Origin of the sequence: Paraburkholderia caribensis (genome assembly GCF_002902945.1) — a bacterium.
Lineage (GTDB): Bacteria > Pseudomonadota > Gammaproteobacteria > Burkholderiales > Burkholderiaceae > Paraburkholderia > Paraburkholderia caribensis.
The window spans coordinates 878,835-894,326 of sequence record NZ_CP026103.1 but is presented as its reverse complement, the minus strand read 5'-3'; the positions used below and the strand labels follow the sequence as shown (position 1 = coordinate 894,326).

The window sequence follows — 15,492 nt, the reverse complement described above, 5'->3', positions numbered from 1 at the left end:
TAATTGGCATGGTAAGCAGCGCTCGCAGGTCTACGCGCTGCGCGCGCCGCCATTGTCAGGGTCGCGAGATTCAGCCCGCGACTCAAACTCAAACAGTCAGCAGGAAAGGCGCGCCCGCGGACTGTGCGACCTCGCGGATCTTCTCGCGCAATGAATCGGGTATCGGAATGCCCTCCGCGCTGCGCTCGATGCGTGTGAGACGCTCAGGGTCCCCTGGGATCAATACTGGTTGAGACGGGTCGGCGGGCTGGCTTTCGCGCAGCGCGTCGATTACCGCATCGAGGTCAGCGTAGTATTCCTCGATGGGACGGAACGCCGCCGGATTCATGGCAAGGAAGAAATGGCCGATGTTGTCCGGCTCGGCGCTTTTTTGCGTGCGGTTGCGCACAGGCGAAAACGAACCGCCGCCCAGCGTGCTCCCGAAAATCTGCGCGAACAAACCGAGGCCGTAGCCCTTGTGACCGCCGAGCGTCTTGCCGTCGCCGCCCAACGGCGCGAGGCCGCCACCCAGGCGCTCGAAAAGCAGCCGGTAAGCTTCAGCCGAATCGGTCAGCGGGTTGCCGTTCGCGTCGAGCGCCCAGCCCGGTGGCAACGGCTTGCCCTGTAACGCGTACACCTTGACCTTGTTCGACGCGACCACGCTGGTCGACATGTCGAGAATGACGGGCGGATGACGGCCGGCCGGCGTGGCAAAGGCGAACGGATTGGTGCCGAGCATCGGCTCGGCCCCGAAAGTCGGCACCACCGTTGCAAGCCGGGTCGAGCACGACACCATCGCGATCAGTCCGCGTTCAGCCGCCATTTCAGCGTAGTAGCCCGCCGCGCCGAAATGCTGTGAGTTGAACACGGAGACCGCGCCCATATCGCACGCCAGCGCTTTCTCGATGGCCAGTTCCATCGCCATGCGCGACGTGGGGTGTCCCATCGCCGCATTGCCGTCGATCAGCGCGGTAGTCGCGGTCTCGCGCACGATGCGCGCGCTTGCCTTCATGTCGATCTGACCGGCGCGATACAACTGGTCGTAGAACATCAGCATCGAGATGCCGTGCGAGTCGATGCCCTTCAGATCGGAATCGATCAGGATGTCGGCGGAAGCCACGACCTGCCCGGGCGACATGCCCCAAGCTTCAAGAATGACCTCGATTTGCTGCCGTGCAATTGCGGCCCCGACGCGGGGCATGGTGTCTGCCATGACTGACCTGCTAAATGAAAGAATTGAATCGAAAAGAATGGCCGACGCGTGGCGTTAAAGTTGCGCGTTAAAACTTATTGCGCTGTCGACATGGACTCCGGCCCGCGGCGGCCCGCGAGACCGAGCCGCAACCAGACCACCAGCGCGCCGGTGCCGAGCAACAGCAGGCTAACGGCGGGCACGAGCATCGGCGCCGACGTGCTGCCCGTCACCTTGCCCACCCACGGCATGATGTTTTGCGCAAGGAAACCGCCGACGCTCGATCCGGCTGCGATGACCGCGAGCGCCGCAGCGCCGCCCGCGCCCTTCATAAACGAGGCCGGCAGCAAGCGCGGGGGCAATGCCCAGAAACATGGAATCATCAGATACAGACACGGCGCGCCGAACGAGAGCGCTGCGAAACGCACCGCGTTGCTAAACGGCCCCACGCTCGCGACAAAGCACAGAATGCCGAGCAACGCTGCAGAGAACGCGGCGATCAGCACGCGGCGCGGCGTTTTCAGACGACGCGGCAACCACAGCAGCATCAGCGATGTGATGAGCCACGGAATCATGTTGAGCATGCCATTGACGCTGCTCGTCACGCCGAAACCCTTGACCAGGGTCGGCAGCCAGTACGCGATGCCGTAGATCGCGATAGAGATGGTCCCGTACCCGACGCTAAAGAGTCCCACCGTGACGAGCGCGGCCAATGACCAGCCACTGCCGCCGGCGAGGCGGGCGGCGGGCGGATCCGCGCACAGCCGGCTTTCGACGACATCTTTCTCGCGGGCCGTCAGAAAGTTGGCAGACTGCGGACCATCCGGCAGGCAGTACAGCGTGACGAACGTCAGCAGCACGGCCGGCGCGCCGGTGGTCAGGAACACCCACTGCCAGCCGGCGAGGCCGGCTATGCCATGCAGTTCCAGCGAGAAGCCGCCGATCAGCGAGCCGAGCATGTTGCCCATGCTGCTGCCGAGCGTCAGCAAGCCGATGATGCCGGTGCGCTGCCGTTCAGGAAACCACATGCCGAGATAGAGGATGATCCCAGGATAAAGACCGGCTTCGGCGGCGCCGAGCAGGAAGCGCAGGATCTGGAAGGCCAATGCAGAAGGCGTCCACGCGAGCAGCAGCGTCGCGACGCCCCACGTGAACATGATCCGCGAGATCCAGCGGCGCGCGCCGAAGCGATGCATCAACAGATTGCTCGGCACCTCGCACACCAGATAGCCGATGAAGAACAGCGACGACGCAAAGCCGTACGACGCCTCGCTCATCTTCAGGCTGCTCAGCATCTGCAGCTTGGCGAAGCCGATATTGGCGCGGTCAATATACGCGACCAGGAAAATCGCAATCAGCAGCGGCACGAGCCGCCATGCTATGCGCGTAAAAAGTTGGTCTTCACTGCTTCGATCGGTCACTGTCGTCTCCATACCGGACCGCCTTTTGCGCGGCCCGTCGTAAATGCTGATGCGGGTGGTTTCGTACGGCCTTGCCGCACGCAATCATGTGTTAGACCAGCCGCCTGCGCCCGCGCGGTTGCATCATTGCGCGGACCAGGCAACCGTTTCCCTGCTTATAGTCCAGCCCCGTTTGCAGACGGGCGCTTTTTCCATGCTTCGAAGTCGGCGCGCGTCGCCTCGTCCGGCGGGTATAGGCCGAAGGTCGAGCGGCCAGCACGCACCTGGGCGTCGACCCAGTCTTCGAATACCGTCATCGCGGCGGCTTCTTCAGCAATCTCGTTGGCCAGATGCGCCGGAATCACCACAACCGCTTCCGCATCGCCGACGATGATGTCGCCCGGATACACCGCCACGTCGCCGCACGAGATCGGCACGTTCAGATCGATAGCATGGTGATGAATCAGGTTGGTCGGTGCCGACGGACGCGCCTGATAGCATGGAAAGTCGAGCTTGCGCAGATCCGGCGTATCGCGAAAGCCGCCGTCGGTTACGACGCCGGCCACGCCGCGCATCATCATCCGCGTGATCAGAATGCCGCCAGCCGAGGCCGCGCGCGCGTCCTTGCGCGAATCGACCACCATCACGTGACCAGGTGGAATTTCCTCGACGCCGCGGCGTTGCGGATGGCTGCGGTCCGAGAACACGCCGATGTGATCGAGGTCCTCGCGGGCCGGGATGTAGCGCAGCGTATAGGCTTCGCCAACCATGCGCGCGGCCGACGGGTTGACGGGCAGCACGCCTTGCACGCAAACGTTGTGAAGGCCGCGCTTGAAAAGCGCCGTGGTCAGGGTCGCCGTGCTGACATTGCGCAGGCGGGCGCGGTTCTCGTCGGTGAGCGAGCTCGGGATAGTCACTGCGGTCACTGCGGTCACTGCGGTCACTGCGGTCGCTGATGTCACAGATTTACTCCTGGTTTCGGTGAAGTGGTGGCCGGCCGGGCGTCAGAACTTGTGGCGAATCGCGAAACGGACCGTCGCCTGCTGGTTACCCGACGCAGGCGTCAGGCCATTGAGCGAGGCGCGCGCTGCGCGCCCGGTCGAATCGATGCCCGACGCGTGCTGCAAAACGCCGATCAGATAGAAATCAGTGCGCTTGGAGACGATGTAGTCGGCACTCAGCGAGCCCTGTTGATATTTCGCGTGATTCGCGCCGCTGCCGTCGGTGTAGTTATACGCAGCGCCGAACGAGAGCGCCGGCGTCAACTGATACTGCAGGTTGACTTCAGCGCTGTTGAAGCTCGCGGTGCCGTCCACGCCGGCCGGATTGAGCGGCGACACCGTGCCGCTCAGATGCTTGAATTTCGTGTTCGAATAAATCCCGCCGAGAGTCACCGCGCCGATCACGTAGGTGGCGCCGGCGCTGATGATTTCTTCGCTCTGTGCCGAGGCATAACCATTGATCACCGGCGAACTGCCGAAGTTGTTGGTGGCCGCTGTCGCGCCGACTGCCGTACCGAAGAAAGAGGCATTCGGATTGCGCGCATTCAGGTAGCCGACGCCGACCGTGAGCGGCCCGCGAGCGTAACCGGCACCGAGCGAGTAGATCTGGTTGCCGGCCATGCTGCCCGGCACGCCACCGAAGCTATACATGCCTTCCGCGGTCAAGCCTCCATAGCTGGCCGTGCGGTACTTGACCGCGTTGTTCACGCGATTGGTGTTGTTGAGGTTGTCGAGGTCACCCGGATGCGCGCCGATGCTGCCCGAGAACATCGCGCTCGGCATCAACGGATGGATGTAGTCGACCACCGGATCGTACTGACGACCGAACGTGACCGTGCCGTACGGGCTCGAAACCCCCACATACGCCTGGCGGCCGAACAGCAGCGAACCTTGGCCCAACTTGCCGCTGTTCACGTCGAAACCGCTTTCGAGCACGAAGATCGCCTTCATACCGCCGCCCAGATCTTCGTTGCCGCGCAGGCCCCAACGGCTGCCACTCAGAATGCCGCTTGACAGGCTGTACTGGCTGTGTCCCTGGCCCGGGCTGGTTTGTACATTGCTCGTGTAGTTGACGCCCTCGTCAATAATGCCGTATAGCGTCACGCTGCTTTGCGCCTGAACCGCTGCCGGCGCTCCCGCGGCGGCAAGCGCGGCGATTGCAAATGCCACGTGTGCGGCGAGAGGTTTCGAAGAGGTTGCGAGGGACTTATGCACTGCGAGGTCTCCAGTCACTTTTTATCAATACAAGGAGGAGTTGCGCTTTGCCGATACACGGCGGACACAACGGAAAATCCAACGAGGCAATACCTGGCCTCGTCGGCAGAAACGGTGTTGATCAATGAGCGTGCCGATGGGCGCGAAGCAGTTACGGGGCCTTCAGAATGCGATCGGCGATCATCGAGCCGATCGGCATGGCGGAGGTCGCGGCCGGCGAAGGCGCGTTGCACACGTGCACCATGCGCGGCGTGTCAGCGAACAGGAAGTCGTGCACCAGCGTGCCGTCGCGCATGACTGCCTGTGCGCGAATGCCGGCTTCATAAGGCAGCAGGTCGTCGACCGTTAGCGACGGGCAATACTTGCGGCACTGCTCGAGATAACCGCGCTTGAACAGCGAGTTCTTCATCTCGCCCATGCCGGAGCCCAGGTTGCGCCAGATGGTTTTCCAGAAACCGGGAAATGCGGCGTATTCGGCGACGTCGCGCAGATTGACGGAAAGCTTCGGATAGTTTTCGCGGCCGAATCCGAGCACCGCATTCGGTCCGACTGTCACGCTGCCGTCGATCATCCGCGTCAGATGCACGCCGAGAAACGGCAGATCCGGGTCGGGAATCGGATAGATCAGATGGCGCACCACATTATTCTTCGAGGCCGGGAGGCGGTAGTACTCGCCGCGAAACGGCACGATCTGGTGATCGATTTTCACTCCCGCGAGTCTGGCGAGCCGGTCCGATTGCAGGCCGCCGCAGACCACCAGCTTCCTGGCCCGCCATTGCTGTTCGTCCGAAGCGCCGACGGCGACGTAATCGCCCAACTCGGCAATCGACGTGACCTGCGTGCCCAGGCGAATTTCACCGCCTGCCTTCCTGATGACGCGCCCCATCGCTTCGCATACCTGACGGTAGTCGACGATCCCCGTCGCATCGAGGAACAAGCCGCCCATACCGACGATATTCGGCTCACGACGCTGCAACTCGGCGGCATCGAGCCGCTCAACGCGCAAACCGTTCTGTTGCGAGCGCGCGTACAGCGCTTCCATGCGCGACAGCTCGAGCGGACTCGACGCGACCAGCAGCTTGCCGCATACGTCGAACGGAATTGCGTGCTCCGTGCAAAACTGCTTGGTTGACTCGGCGCCGCGCTTGCACAACTCCGCCTTCAGACTGCCCGGCTGGTAGTAGATGCCCGCGTGGATGACACCGCTGTTGTGCCCGGTCTGATGCCTCGCGAGCGCGGTCTCTTTCTCAAGCAGCAGCAGCGAAGCCGTGGGCTCCCGTTTCAGCAACTCCATCGCCGTCGCCAGACCGACAATGCCGCCACCGATGATGCAAAAGTCATAAATCATTTTTTTCGCTTCTTCTTTGCGAGCCAGCTTGCTAAATGCTTTCTCGTCCGCTTATCAGGTTGTCAGACTAAGTGGTCAAAAAAAGAGATCGCCGTGCGGGACGAGCGCGGAACCGTGAAGGTCCGCGCCGCCTGCCCACTACCGTCAATCGCTAGGGGGTAACTCGATTTTCTGGCGTTTGGCTGCGGCGCGCAGATGCCGCTCGGCGGACTCGGCGGCAGCGCGATGGTCGCCGCGCTCGATAGCCTCGTACAGCTCGCCGTGCTCCTGGCGCGCGTAATCGCCCGCGTTGCTCGCCGTGTTGGCCCACTGCGCGCGACGCACCGCCACCAGTTGGCCGTGCAGGAAGTCATGGAACGCGACGAAATACTCGTTCTTGGTGGCTGCAGCGATGGCGCGGTGAAACGCGACATCGGCCGCGGAAGCCGCGTCGAAATCAAGGCGTTTCTTATCCATCTCGCGGATCGCGTCGCTCATGCGCTTCAGATCTTCCGGAGTACGTCGGCGCGCCGCCGTCATAGCCGCCTGGGTTTCGATCCACAGACGCATCTCAAACAGTTGCGCAAGATCCAGCTTCTGGTTGCCGCCGCCCGGCAACCGAAAAACCGTACCCGACGGTGTCTGCGAAATGAACGACCCTGCGCCGCGCCGCGCGACCAGGACGCCGTCCGATTTCAACTGCGCGATGGCCTCGCGCACGACTGAGCGGCTCACGTTGAGTCGTTCCGACAGTTGCTGCTCAGTTGGCAGGCGCGACTCGGCAGGAAAATGACCCGCGTCAATTTCCGCGCGAAGCGCGCTTACCACACGTTGCACAAGCGAATCGGGACGTTCAAGCTCAAGCATCAACAGGATCTCATTTCATCAGGTTGTCAGACAATAACGAATTTCTGTTGCAGTGTCAACCGATGCCCCACTCATACCTCCGCTCACCGACCATGCAAAACGTCCTCTTCGGCGCTGCGCGGCTAGCGCACACCTTGCACGCTCGCCCGACCGGCCGCGCCGCCGTCCCTACCGGCCGCCCCCGTATCCGATCCGCGCTTGACCTTGGCTAGCCGATCGGCCTGGTCACGCGCGGCATGGCAACCGGATCGATTTGCGCTCAGCGCGTCAAAGGATGCGGCGAGTGCGCGGAAGCACGCGCGCCCAGCGCTGCGGCCGCTTCATCTTCCGGCTCTGCGGACAGATCCCGCCTGAAAGTCTCCGCGAGGAAAAACGCACACACAAGACTCAGCACCCCCGTTGCCGCGATATAGATCGAAATAGGCAGCGTCTGGCCATACGTAGCGAAAAGATAGGTGGCGATCAATGGTGTCGGTCCTGACGTGATGATGCCGGCGATCTGATACGGCAGCGACGCCCCCGTATAGCGCACCCGCGTACCGAACAGTTCCGCGAACCACGTCGATTGCACGCCGTACACCGATGCCTGGCTCAACGCGATACCGCAGACGTACGCCACGAAAATCAAGGTCGGATTGCGTGTCTCGAGCAACGGAAAGAAGGCGAATCCATAAATGGCGACGAACACCGCGCCGAGCATGAACACGGTCCGGCGTCCGATCACGTCCGACAGTTTGCCGAACAGCGGCAGCGTGATCAGCGCAAACGCGCAGCCCACAATGATGGCGTTCAGCAGTAGCCCACGCGACAAGCCGAGCCGCGTCGTTCCGTACACCAGCACGAACACGTTGATGACGTTGAAGGTGATGTCGACCGCGAAGCGCGTGCCGATCGTCAGCACGAGGTCTTTCGGATGCCGGCGCAGCAATTCGATCAGCGGCGCCTTCACGACCTGCCTGCTCGCCTTGATCTGTTCGAATACCGGTGACTCCATGACGCGCAGGCGGATGAACAGGCCGATCGCGATCAGCGCGACGCTCAGCAGGAACGGCAGGCGCCAGCCCCATGAAAAGAACGCGTCCGACGGCATACTCGACACGGCTTTGAACACCGCGGTCGAGAGCATCAGCCCGAGCGGCACGCCCAATTGCGGAAACGCGCCGAAAAAGCCCCGCTTCCTGGCGGGCGCCGTTTCCACCACCATCAGCACCGCGCCGCCCCATTCGCCGCCGACGCCGAGCCCTTGCATGAAGCGCATCGCCACCAGCAGAATCGGCGCCCACACGCCAATCGAGGCGTAGGTGGGCAGCAGGCCGATCACGAAGGTGCTGACGCCCATGATCGTCAGCGTCGCGACGAGCGTCGCCTTACGTCCGATACGATCGCCAAAGTGCCCGAAAAACACGGCGCCGAAAGGCCGCGCGAGATAGCCGACCGCAAAACTGCCGAACGCCGCGATGGTGCCGACCACGGGATCGAACGAGGGGAAAAACAGCTTCGCGAAAACCAGCGCGGAAGCGGTGGCATAGAGAAAAAAGTCGTACCACTCGATGGCGGTCCCGACCACCGAAGCGACCAGCACACGGTTGACGGCCGACCGGCTGATAACAGACGCGTTGCCGGACGATACAGGCGATGTATTCATGTCTCCTCCCTTCTCTGGGAATCTATGTCTTGAACTGCTGGGTGCCGGCGGCGCAGATTCGGCGGCACGTTACGGTTAATTCGCTGCGCTCACCAGTGCAGTTCCATCGGGAACTGGTCGAGCGTTTCGACGCCGCCCGAGGTCAACCGCACGATCCGTTCCGTGCGCAAACCGCCGACGTTCGGCACCGTGATCGTCGCCTTCAGGGTGAAGACCATGTTTTCCTGCAGCACGGTCCTGTTGCCCGGCCCGATCCAGGGTGCTTCTTCTTCGGGGTCCATGCCGGTGCCGTGACCGGTGCCATGGCCGCGCGCTTCGCTCGAGTATTGCTCGTAGTTCGACTTCACCAGCGCCTGCTGGATCACCGCGTTCAGTTCCATGGCCGCCATGCCGGGACGCGCGGCGGCAAGCCCCGCTTCGACTGCGCGCGCCGCTGCCGCGACGATCGCCGTCTTCTCGGCACTCGCCGGACCGTAAGTGAAACCGCGGCCGCCATCGGCAACGTAGCCACGATAACGGGCGCCGATGTCGGTCATGATCAGGTCGCCCGGCTGCAGGATACGGTCGGTGGGACGCGCCAGGTTATACGCCGAGCGCGGACCGGATTGCACCATCGAATCGAACGCTGTCCGCTCCGCTCCTCCCGCGAGCATCGCGCGGTCCGCGATGAGAGCGAGTTCACGCTCCGTGTAGGGACGGCCGTCGGCGAGCGCGTCGCGAATCGCGGCCATCGCCGAATCGGTCAAGGCGGCCGCTTTGCGCATCAGCGCCACTTCGGCGTCGCTCTTGATCGCCTTGATTTCGGCCAGCACCATCGTGGGCTCGAGCTTCAGTTTGCCGAGACCGGCATTCAGGCGCTGCAGCAAATCCGCGGGAATATAGGCGGCGCCGGCGAGGCCGACCGTACCGCTGCCGTGCCGCGCGGAAAACGCCTGCACCTGTTGCGTGACTTCACGCAGGCTACGCACCTCGAAGGCGGTCACGCTCGTCGCATAGTCGAAGCATTGATCCGACACGAACAGCACGGGGTCGCCATCCACGGACAGCAGCAGGATCGCGTTGGCAATGTCTGATACGCCGTCGAGCGGACGGAACTCGGTGAAGTAGCTGATGTTCGCGCCACGCCAGCAATCGCCGAAAGCAAGCAGGCCGACCAGGCCCGCCTTGTCGAGTGCGCTGCGGACCTTGGCGACGCGACCGAGGAACTCGTCGGTAGTGATGCCTTCCGGCGGGATGTTTGCGGTACGGATGTTCATTGCCTTTTCGTCTCCTGTGCGGCTGCATGCTCGGATGCTGGATGCAGCCCGTTCTCGATGCCCATGATGGGAAACCGGTCGCCTTGGAATGCAGGACGTCCTCTGCATAGTAGAATCGATAGATATGCTTTTATAATGAAAAATAACGCGAAATCTATATCAATACGGAATACATGGAGACGACATCTTGACCTCGGCAATGCATCCTGACGACGGCACGGCTGCCATCGCGACGGGCCGCTTCGACCCCACGCGTCTGAAGACACGCCAATTGGCCCTGATCGTTCATCTCGACACTCATCGCTCGGTATTGCGCGCGGCAGACGCCGCGCACATGACCCAGCCCGCGGCGACCAAGTTGCTGCGGGAACTGGAAGAGACGATGGGTGTGCCGTTGTTCGAACGGCATCCGCGCGGTGTCGAGCCCAACTGGTACGGCGAGGTGCTGATCCGCCATGCGCGCAGCGTGCTGGCGGAGTTGCGGCACGCGTACGACGAAGTATCCGCGCTCAAAGCCGGCTTGACCGGGCAGGCGATGATCGGCACCGAGGTCACGGCCGCCACCAACCTCGTGCCGAAGGCCGTCGCGTTACTCAAGAAGCGCTTTCCGCAGATTCGCATCAGCATCGAGATGGAGTTCAGCGAGGTGCTGGTGCAGCGTTTGCAGGAAGGCAAGCTGGATATGATCGTCGCGCGAATCCGCAATCCAGACGATCTCGCGGAACTGCACTACGCCCCGCTGGCGGAAGCACAGCACGGCCTATTCGCACGCGCTGGCCATCCGCTCGGCAAGCGCAAGAGTCTGAGCTGGAACGAACTGGCGCCGCAAACGTGGATCCTGCCACCCAAAGGCAACGTGATGCGCAATCAGTTCACGCAACTTTTTCTCGAACGGCAGCTCGCGTTGCCGACGGATGTGGTCGAGAGCTCGTCCCTGCCTGTCATCACGAGTCTGCTGCAGATGAGCGATATGATCGCGCCGCTTGCGCGCGAGCCGGTGCGGCCGTATTGCATTGCCGGCGCGCTCGAACCGCTACCGTTCGAGCTCCATTTGAAGCTCGGACCGGCCGGCATCGTCACAAGGCGCGGCGACAGGCTCTCACCGGGTGCGCGGGCGATGCTGCAAGCGCTGCGCGAGGCCGCCGGATTCGACACCCAAGGCCCCGACGCCGACAGCGACTGACATGCCGCGCCCGGACTCAGCGCGCGCCGTCCACCGCAACGCTTGCGCCGGGCTGTAGCAACCACTCATGCGCCGGTTCGTTGTGTACGTGCCAGGCGCGGCGCGGACCCGCCATCACATTCAAATAGTAGAGGTCGTAGCCGTGCGCCGCGGCAACCGGGTGATAGCCGCGCGGCACCAGCACGACGTGCTTGTCGTACGCCGCGAGCGTTTCGTCGAGACTGCGGTCGTCGGTGTAGACGCGCTGGATCGCGAAGCCCTGCGGCGGCGAGACGCGGTGGTAATAGGTTTCCTCGAGATAGGTCTGCTGCTCGCCATGATCGGTATCGTGCCGATGCGGCGGGTAGCTCGACCAGTTGCCTGCGGGCGTCACCGATTCCACCACCAGCAAGCTCTCCGCCGGCTCGGTTTCCGGCAGGATGTGGCGCACGTGACGCAGGTTGGCGCCCGCGCCGCGGGTTTCCTGCTTGACCTCCTCAGGTGCAATGAAGCGCGGCGGCAGACCGCCCTTCGCGGGCGCTGAGCAGATGCCGAGTTCGACGTCGTCCGTCGCCACGATCGTGTAGCGCGTGTGCGGCGGCACATACATGGACCACGGCGCGCCATCGAACGGCGTCATCCGTGCGCCGATCGCGCGACTCGCGAGCCCTTCGCAACCGACCATCGCGTGGCCCTTAACGAGTACGACTACGACTTCGCGATCACGCGTCTCCCGCGTGACCGTGGCGCCGACCTTAAGGTCGAAAACGTCGAAGCCGACGTATTTCCAGCCGGCGCTCGCTGGCGTGACGTGGATGATCTGGCCGTCTTCGGCATGCGTCGACGGTTTGACGAGCAGGTCGCTCATGTCTTCCTCCAATTATTCAGGTTTGCCAAGCGGCAGAACTGGGCGGTCGCGGCTGACACGTGAATGGCCTCAAGCGACCAAAGCGCCCATTGCTTTGACGACGCCTTGTTTGCGAATCGCTTCCAGATGGCGTGCGACTTGCGGGACAAATCGCGTATGTGCACGCAGATCGCATCCGAAAATCGACTCGATTTCGAACAGTGTTCGTACCGCATCAACGGCATCCGCGTGCAAGGTCGCGCGGACCGCTTCCGTCAGTGTGTCGGCGAGGGGATCCGCGATCGCGTAATTGCGCCCTGTCTCGTCCTGACCGCTGAGGTACGCGATCCACCCGGCCAGCGCAAAGGCAAGACGTTCGGTCGGCGCGCCCCTTTTCAGGTTGGCGCGCACGCTTTCCAGCCAGCGCTGCGGCAACTTCTGCGAGCCGTCGGTCGCGATCTGCTGCAAGCGGTGATCGAGCGCGGTGTTGCGAAAACGCGTGAACAGTTCAGCGCGATAGCTGGCCAAAGCGGGTCGCGACAGCGTCGGCTCCACCTCGTCGCGCAACATGCTTTCGACAAAATTCAGCACGGCAGGCGCGCCGATCGCCTGATCGACCGTGCCATAGCCAATCAGCGACCCGAGGTACGCGAGCGCCGAATGCGCACCATTCAACATCCGCAATTTGGCCTGCTCGTAGGGACGCGCGTCACGCACGAGCATCGCGCCTGCGCCCTCCCACGCCGGCCGCGGTCCTGCGAAGCGGTCCTCGATCACCCATTGCGAGAACGGCTCGGTCATCACCGGCCAGGCGTCGTCGGCGCCGAGTTGCTTCGCGACGCGCGCGCGATCGGCGTCGGTGGTGAGTGGCACAATCCGGTCCACCATCGTGTTGGGAAATGCGCCCTCTTGCTCGATCCAGTCGGCCAGCACGGCATCCGTTTGGCGCGCGAACGCCAGCGTCAACGCGCGCATGGTGTCGCCGTTGGACGGCAGGTTGTCGCACGACAGCACGGTGAACGGGCCCAGACCTGCCGCGCGGCGCAGCGCCAGCGCGCGTACGACGAAGCCGATCGCGCTACGCGGCGCGGCGGCCTCGCGCAGATCATGGGCAATGTCGGGATGATCGAACTGCAACGCGCCGTTGGCCGGATTGCGGCAATAGCCCTTCTCGGTGATCGTCAAGCTGACGATATGGCAGCGCGGATCGGTCATCGCATCGAGCACGGCGGCGGGCGACTGCGGCGCGACCAGCGAGCCGATCAGCGCACCGATCACCTGGAACGAATCAGCGGCGCCGTCGCGCACATCCAAGGCATACAGGAGATCCTGCGGAGTAAGCGCCTCCGACGTGTCCGCCCTTCGCAACGACACGCCGACGATGCCCCAGCGGTGATCGCCAGCGCGCAACGCGTGCTCCGTGTACACGGCCTGGTGCGCGCGATGAAACGCCCCGAGGCCCAGATGGACGATGCCTGGTGCAAGGCTCGCGCGATCGTAGGCGGGAACGACGACTTCGCCAGCAGCGCGCGTCGCGAGTGATGCCAGGGCTGCATTACTCAGCCGCATGATCGGCCGGATGTTTAGCGAGACCTTCCCAGATGCCGTTCAGATAGACCGCACCGAGCGCTCTGTCGAACAGCCCATAGCCCGCGCGGCCCGTTTCGCCCCAGATCATTCGCCCATGGTCCGGCCGTGCATAGCCTTCAAAGCCGGTTTCGAAATAGGCTTTAACGATCTCCGCCATGTCGAGCGAGCCGTCGGCCGAGCGATGCGAGGTCTCATGAAAATCGCCCGACGCATCGGCTTTCACGTTACGCAGGTGGGCAAAATGAATCCGGCCACGCGCGCCGAACTCGCGTACCAGTGCCGGAATATCGTTCTGCAGGTCCGCGCCCAGCGAACCCGAACACAGCGTCAGGCCGTTGGCCGGATCGTCGACGATAGCGAGCACGCGCTGCAGGTCGGCGCGATTCTTCACGATGCGCGGCAGCCCGAAAATAGGCCGCGGTGGATCGTCGGGGTGAATCGCCATTTTGATGCCTGCTTCTTTGGCGACTGGAATGATCGCGCGCAGGAAGTAGTCGAGATTGGCCCAAAGACCGGCTTCGTCAAGCGCTTCGTAGTCGTGCAACAGGGCTTTCAATTGCTCGGGCCGATAGCTCGCGTCCCAGCCGGGTAGCTGGATACCGTCGCTCACGTCGAGTTCGCGGATCGCTTGCGTGTCGAACGCGAGCGTCGTCGATCCATCAGGCAGGGGCATTTCCAGCGAGGTGCGGGTCCAGTCGAAAACCGGCATGAAGTTGTAGCAAACCACCTTCACACCGCAGGCGCCGAGGTTACGTAGTGTCTGGCCGTAGTTCGCGATGAGCGTGTCGCGCGTCGGTTTGCCGAGCTTGATGTCCTCGTGCACCGGCACGCTTTCGATCACTTCCAGCGTCAGGCCGTGAGCCTCTATCTTCTCTTTCAGCGACAGGATCCTGTCGATCGGCCAGACCTCGCCCACAGGCACGTCATAGATCGCTGAGACGACTCCGACCATCCCCGGAATCTGACGGATGTAAGCGAGCGGCACGGGGTCGGTGTCGCCATACCAGCGAAAGGTCATTTTCACGTTCGAGTCTCCTCCGCACGCTCGCTGCGCCTTCGACGACGCTGCGTATCATGGATTGGTTGGTTCGGCCCTTCCGCGGTGGTCCAGCGCGGCGACGCCGCGCACGGACGCCATCAGCCTGTCGGGTTTATGCGTGAGGGGCAGTCAGGAGTCTCCATGCTAGCGGCGATCGCCATGCCTTTACAATGAAGAATAATGGCTCATCTATATGATTATGGAATACATGGCACTGCAAGCGCGCCGCCCGTCTGCAGTCTGAAACACCGCGCGCGACTCCTTCAGTTCGCCGACTTCCTTCCGCTCTAAGCCAACAGCGGCAGTGCTACATATGCAGATGGCTCGCAGGCTTCTGGTGCAAATAGGTAAACCGGCTGAGAGGTTCCGTATAAGCAGGATACCTTATCAATCAGACAGGACGGTATTTCATACGGCGGGCGCAGCGGCATCCCTCGTTCAGCCATCAACTTGACGAGCTCGCGCAGGCCGAGCTTGTAGCCCAGATACCAGCGCATACGAAAAGTCATCGCGTCACGGTCAAAATGACGTCCGGCGAACAGACCGTCCAGACTCATCAGCTTGTCCATCTCCAGTGCCCAAATCGGGAAGTCAGAGCGCTAACCGATTCGTTGATCGCTATTTGCACCGTCCCCTCCGAGCGATGGGATTAAGTCGAGGGCGAAGGGGCGGCACTTTTCCAGTTTCTGTCAAAACGTGTCGAAATCTTGCTTCATCGCGAGCCACCTGAATTACTGAATCGGTTGGAAGGAAGGTCTTCGCGGTAACACCGCGCCACGTGCCCACGATGCCGTCCAGTCCAGGCCTCGCGTGCGGTCGCGAGTGAGCAGAATTTCGAAATAACTGCGCACGAGCCGGGAAGAGATGACCGTTAGCAAACTGTACTGTCGACGTTTGGCACTACACAGAAGACTGCGCCGACGGCACCAGAGAAACCCGGTGACGAAGAATAGCGGTTGCGCCCGCCGTTGC

The 15,492-nt window shown here is 62.7% G+C and carries 13 protein-coding genes; 1 reads left to right on the top strand and 12 read right to left on the bottom strand.

Going from position 1 to position 15,492, the window contains the following annotated elements; all coding sequences use genetic code 11:
* Nucleotides 1-88: 88 nt before the first annotated feature.
* From C2L66_RS33485 to C2L66_RS33450, 8 genes are all read right to left on the bottom strand, one after another.
* A complete protein-coding gene (locus C2L66_RS33485) occupies nt 89-1,192 on the bottom strand; it encodes an Ldh family oxidoreductase (RefSeq protein ID WP_060607922.1) in 1,104 nt (367 codons plus the stop codon).
* A 74-nt stretch (nt 1,193-1,266) separates the two neighbouring features.
* Nucleotides 1,267-2,604 (bottom strand): MFS transporter, encoded by a 1,338-nt coding sequence (locus C2L66_RS33480; RefSeq protein WP_060607920.1) that lies wholly within the window; start codon nt 2,602-2,604, stop codon nt 1,267-1,269.
* Nucleotides 2,605-2,747: 143 nt separating this feature from the next.
* Nucleotides 2,748-3,497 (bottom strand): ribonuclease activity regulator RraA, encoded by a 750-nt coding sequence (locus tag C2L66_RS33475; protein WP_233445096.1) that lies wholly within the window; start codon nt 3,495-3,497, stop codon nt 2,748-2,750.
* 78 nt (nt 3,498-3,575) lie between these two features.
* Nucleotides 3,576-4,787: a porin gene (locus C2L66_RS33470; protein ID WP_082670489.1), complete on the bottom strand. Its 1,212-nt coding sequence runs from the start codon at nt 4,785-4,787 to the stop codon at nt 3,576-3,578.
* A 151-nt stretch (nt 4,788-4,938) separates the two neighbouring features.
* Nucleotides 4,939-6,135 (bottom strand): L-2-hydroxyglutarate oxidase, encoded by a 1,197-nt coding sequence (lhgO, locus tag C2L66_RS33465; RefSeq protein WP_060607914.1) that lies wholly within the window; start codon nt 6,133-6,135, stop codon nt 4,939-4,941.
* A 144-nt stretch (nt 6,136-6,279) separates the two neighbouring features.
* Nucleotides 6,280-6,981: a FadR/GntR family transcriptional regulator gene (locus C2L66_RS33460; RefSeq protein ID WP_060607912.1), complete on the bottom strand. Its 702-nt coding sequence runs from the start codon at nt 6,979-6,981 to the stop codon at nt 6,280-6,282.
* A 259-nt stretch (nt 6,982-7,240) separates the two neighbouring features.
* Nucleotides 7,241-8,626 (bottom strand): MFS transporter, encoded by a 1,386-nt coding sequence (locus tag C2L66_RS33455; RefSeq protein ID WP_060607909.1) that lies wholly within the window; start codon nt 8,624-8,626, stop codon nt 7,241-7,243.
* Between the two features lie 89 nt (nt 8,627-8,715).
* Nucleotides 8,716-9,882, bottom strand: coding sequence for a M24 family metallopeptidase (locus C2L66_RS33450; RefSeq protein WP_054932091.1), 1,167 nt, complete (start codon nt 9,880-9,882; stop codon nt 8,716-8,718).
* Nucleotides 9,883-10,069: 187 nt separating this feature from the next.
* Between C2L66_RS33450 and C2L66_RS33445 the strand changes: the two genes are divergently transcribed.
* Nucleotides 10,070-11,065: a LysR substrate-binding domain-containing protein gene (locus C2L66_RS33445; RefSeq protein ID WP_060607907.1), complete on the top strand. Its 996-nt coding sequence runs from the start codon at nt 10,070-10,072 to the stop codon at nt 11,063-11,065.
* Nucleotides 11,066-11,081: 16 nt separating this feature from the next.
* Here the strand turns inward: C2L66_RS33445 and iolB are convergent, their stop codons facing one another.
* The 4 genes from iolB to C2L66_RS33425 all read right to left on the bottom strand — a co-directional run bounded on the left by iolB (nt 11,082) and on the right by C2L66_RS33425 (nt 15,089).
* On the bottom strand, nt 11,082-11,912 hold the full coding sequence (gene iolB / locus C2L66_RS33440) for a 5-deoxy-glucuronate isomerase (protein ID WP_060607904.1): 831 nt from the start codon (nt 11,910-11,912) through the stop codon (nt 11,082-11,084).
* A gap of 69 nt (nt 11,913-11,981) precedes the next feature.
* Nucleotides 11,982-13,460, bottom strand: a complete 1,479-nt coding sequence (locus C2L66_RS33435; protein WP_060607901.1) for a mannitol dehydrogenase family protein — start codon at nt 13,458-13,460, stop codon at nt 11,982-11,984.
* The gene (uxuA, locus tag C2L66_RS33430) at nt 13,447-14,505 is read right to left on the bottom strand and encodes a mannonate dehydratase (RefSeq protein ID WP_082670488.1); all 1,059 of its coding nucleotides are present in this window, start codon (nt 14,503-14,505) and stop codon (nt 13,447-13,449) included. Before uxuA ends, C2L66_RS33435 begins: the two co-directional genes overlap by 14 nt.
* A gap of 302 nt (nt 14,506-14,807) precedes the next feature.
* Nucleotides 14,808-15,089, bottom strand: coding sequence for an IS6 family transposase (locus C2L66_RS33425; protein ID WP_063803389.1), 282 nt, complete (start codon nt 15,087-15,089; stop codon nt 14,808-14,810).
* Nucleotides 15,090-15,492 lie beyond the last annotated feature (403 nt).